Genomic DNA, 4,207 nt, shown 5'->3' on the forward strand with positions numbered 1-4,207 from the left:
TATGTTAGATTTTTTAACCAAAGAAAAAAATGTAAAATCATCCAATCAAGATGATCGGCGAGAGCTGGAAAGCGAACGCCAAATGGTAGAAAAACTACAAAAACAATTACAATTTTACAAAGAAAGGGAGCAATCTGTCACAAATTTGATTATCGAAGCACAAAATCGTGCCAAGACAATTATCAAAGATGCCGAAAAAACAGCGGCAGCAATGAAACGCGATGCCGAACACGGCATCAATGCCAAAATGAATCAAATCGAAGAAGCTTCGCAGCGCCTAGTCTTAAAAGAGCTAGATATCCGATCACGAGGCGCGCAATTAAAGGTTGACCTGAAAGACATGCTACAGCAGCAGTTATCACACGTAGACCAAATGGACATTTCAGGATTTTCTGGTTTATCTGACATTGTTACAGAAACGGCCAAGGAAGTCGAAGAAGTTGTGAAAAGTTCACGGACTGTCATACAGTTTCCAGAGCTATCAGAGACCGCAAAAAGCTATGAAGCGGTGTTGCCGGTCTATAACTTTTCATCAGGAGACGTTTGATGGATAAACTTAACCAGCTATGGCAAGACCTGTTGATTACCAAAAAATTCACCATGAGTGTCGCAACACAAAGCGACCAGTTGGTATACCGTGGTCGCTTTGCCCTGACTAACTGCCATACGATAGACTTTGCGGTCTCCCTCTCTAAGAGTGACACGAAGTCTCTGGGGCAGATTGTTTTTCATAAGATAGCCTATTCCAAAAAGACAGACGAAGACATTAATGAGTTGTTGGGCTATCTCAATCAGCTCAATCAACACCAATCCATTTATTACTACTTTGTCTTAGGAGATGATGGTTATGTCTTTATGAGACACATGACCGAAGTTACCCCAGCCACTATGGAAGGTTTCTTCAATATCCTTTTACAAGGACCTACCCTAATCAAAAATCTCATGCCAGAGATTGAAGAGCGTTTTGGTCCTTTTGTTATTTTATAACAAAGTAACACATCATAGCATTTACACATACTTATATATAGGAGAAATAGATGAATTACTCAAGAGATACCAAACAAATATTTTCGATAAGAAAATATAAAGCCTACGGGGCAAGCTCTGTCCTTCTAGGTGCCCTGACCATTCTTGGTGCTCAAGGAGTTAGTGCAGATGAGACATCACAAACACCTACAGCAATCTCTAAAGGCTTGTCGGAAGTGACAACTTCAGACATTGATGACACACCAAAAACGTTTGATAAAGCACCCGCAGTAGAGCAACCCATCATCACACCAGAAGTGGTTAACACCCCTGCCCCGCTAGTGTCCCTAAACACGACAACGCTAAAAGACCTACTTGACCGTGCCTATCTAGTTGACACATCAAGTAAGACAGAGGCCTCTGTACGTATCCTACATCAAGCTATCAAGGAAGCTAAGGAAATTCTGGACAACCCTACTACTCAGGACAAGATTGACCAAGTCCAAAAACAACTTGAGATCGCCTTAGCCCACCTAGTAGAAGACGTAGCCAAAGTAGTTAGCGCACAACCAGCTGCTGAGCCTTCAACAGAGCAAAATCAGCCAACTGAAGAGGCTAAAGAGCCAGCTCAAGCGACAAACTTAGAAACGCCAACCCTCAATGTAACAGCGCCACCAACGCTACAGCCAGAGACGAGCTTGCTTGAGACAGCTGTAGACTATACTGTTCATTATGTTGATCAGGTAACTGGAGAAACAGTCTATAAAGTCCAAAAGTCTGCAATTATTCCAGCAGGAGCAGCAACAATCACCATCACAGAAGACGGTAAAGAACTCGCTATAGCAGACCAGCTGTCAGATTACTCAGATGAGACAGGTACGAGCCTCCTTCGAACAGCGATTCTAACGCGAGGCAGCCATCCAGAGATCGTCTACCAAGTGACTCGCCTAAACACAGAGCCCGCAATCGCTGGGCAACCAGAGCGTGAAGTGTCCCTCTCTTATCAAGTAGTCTATCAAGAGCAAGGTGTTGAAGTTTACCGTGAGACACGTACAGAGCTTATCAAGACAAATCAAGCAGTGGCTAAGACGGATGTTTCTGTTTCAGCTGATTTGACCAAGTCAGAGCTATCAGGATATAGCCTAGTCACTTCAGATACCCAGACAACTCATCTGGTAGAAGGACAAGAGACTACCATCCTCTTTGAAGTCAAAGAACAAAGTAAGAATAGGAAGAAGAGAGATACCCCTGCTAAAATTGTTGTCTTAGAACAAGAAGAAGGGGCGGCTAGGTTTAGCTACAGTGAAGAGATAGCAAATGATTTTCAAGCTGGTGGTGATCCGGATACAGAATATATCCATTTAAGTTATTACAAAGAACTAGGTAACTTATTAGAAAGTAACCAAGACCTGACAATAGAAGACATAAAGAAATACACGATACTACAATTCAGTAAAATTTTGGGTGAAGAGTACACGTATGGCTTTAGGGTCAAACAATATGAATTCAATAATTTAAGAAAAGAAGGGGAGAAATGGGTTTATGATGCCTCACTTATAGCTGAAACGTATCCACTTACTTCTAGCAGTATACATGAGCATCCTTATGAGGTTTCTTATTCTTTCAAAACATTTTTACCTACGGCTGATGAGATTAAGCGAACAGGTGTCGTTACTAAATATGAATATGTACAGGACAGTTATCGTCAAGGTCGACTTGTAGAAAGGCCAAAATATGTTGATAAAGACAAGTTAGATTATTTAAATGATGATGCAAGATTTGAAATTTATTTTGATGATTCTATCAAAAGCAGTAATTCTTTAACGATTACAGAGCTTAATAATGCTCTTAGGAGTAGACTTATTGAAGGCAAAACTGCAATCGTTAAAGAATTGCGAATCGCCAACATTCATAGAGAGGGTGACTCTCTCACAGCTGACGTGGCCTATACGATTTTTGACGAGCATTTTGAGAAAGCAACACGCCTTCTTGTGAATTCAAGGAGAGAATATTGGGGTACAGTGGAAGCTCACATAAAGAGAGGAATCAGTGTTCCTAGAATACCTGACGCGGATTTATACAATCCTACTACGGTAATGATTGGAGCTCTCTTAAATTCTGATGTTGATCCGTCTAAGTTGATTCAACCGATGCCTGTTAAGACAACATATGAGTGGGTTAAAAAAATCGATACCTCAGAACTTGGCACTAGAACAGGTATCCTTAAGGTAATCTACCCAGACAAGACAAGTGATACGGTAGAAGTGGGTGTTTGGGTCTATGATATGGCTGGTGAGAACGAACCAAAACAAGTTGTTCAAACGGTTAATCTTGGTCAAGCCCCAACCGCCAGCAACTCAATTGGCAACATGTCACAATTGCCACCGCAAACGAGCGCAAGCTATAAGACACCAGTTGATACGCAAACAGCGGGTGATAAAGAAGCGATTGTAGTTGTTACCTACCCAGACCGCAGTAAGGACGAAGTTCCAGTAACGGTCAAAGTGGTGGATAATCGTACACAACCAGGCACAGGCACACAACCAAGCACAGGCACAGAACCAGGCACAGGCACAGGTACACCAGCTGACACAGTAGATACTGATAAAGATGGTATCCCAGACATTCAAGATACAGACGACGATAACGACGGCGTATCTGATGCGGATGAGTTAGCAGCAGGTCTCAATCCTAAGAATCCAGATAGCGATGGAGACGGTACTCCAGATGGTCAAGAAGATACAGACGGAGATGGTCTTACTAACGATGTCGAGTCAGATGAAACCAAACCAGGCATCACTGACCAAGATAACGATGGTATTTCAGATGTGATTGCCCCAGCTGATAAGCCAGGTGCAGGTACAGAACCAGGTGTAGGCACACAACCAGGTGCAGGTACACCAGCTGACACAGTAGATACTACGGATAATGGTCAGTTACCATTAATTCCAGTTTCGAGAGTTTCTAGTTCTATAGGCAGACCCAACTCCCTGATAAATCAAAATAATAATGCAAGAAGCTCACTTCCTTCAACAGGTAGTAACAATGATTTACCATTTGCAATATTATCTTTGTGGGTAGCACTAGCTGCTAGTACTGTCTCATTATCAATTATTGAAAAGAAAAAAAATAATTAGATTTGATAATGCATTTAAGAGGCTCTTCGTCAACTGTAGTGGGTGACTTATAGCTAACATCTAGAGAGAATCGTTCTGGTTCTCTCTTTTTGGATGTTTAAAGC

3 protein-coding genes are annotated in these 4,207 nt (G+C 41.9%); all 3 read left to right on the plus strand.

Annotation, left to right across the window (positions count from 1 at the left end; translation table 11 throughout):
* Window positions 1-547: hypothetical protein (locus ACMZ6Z_RS08940; RefSeq protein WP_416132195.1), on the plus strand; the 547-nt coding region annotated here is incomplete at its 5' end.
* Window positions 547-987: a hypothetical protein gene (locus ACMZ6Z_RS08945; protein WP_416132196.1), complete on the plus strand. Its 441-nt coding sequence runs from the start codon at window positions 547-549 to the stop codon at window positions 985-987. The genes ACMZ6Z_RS08940 and ACMZ6Z_RS08945, both read left to right, overlap by 1 nt.
* Window positions 988-1,037: 50 nt before the next feature.
* Window positions 1,038-4,103: a Rib/alpha-like domain-containing protein gene (locus ACMZ6Z_RS08950; RefSeq protein WP_416132197.1), complete on the plus strand. Its 3,066-nt coding sequence runs from the start codon at window positions 1,038-1,040 to the stop codon at window positions 4,101-4,103.
* Window positions 4,104-4,207 lie beyond the last annotated feature (104 nt).

The organism is Streptococcus pluranimalium (assembly GCF_047785705.1).
GTDB lineage: Bacteria > Bacillota > Bacilli > Lactobacillales > Streptococcaceae > Streptococcus > Streptococcus pluranimalium_A.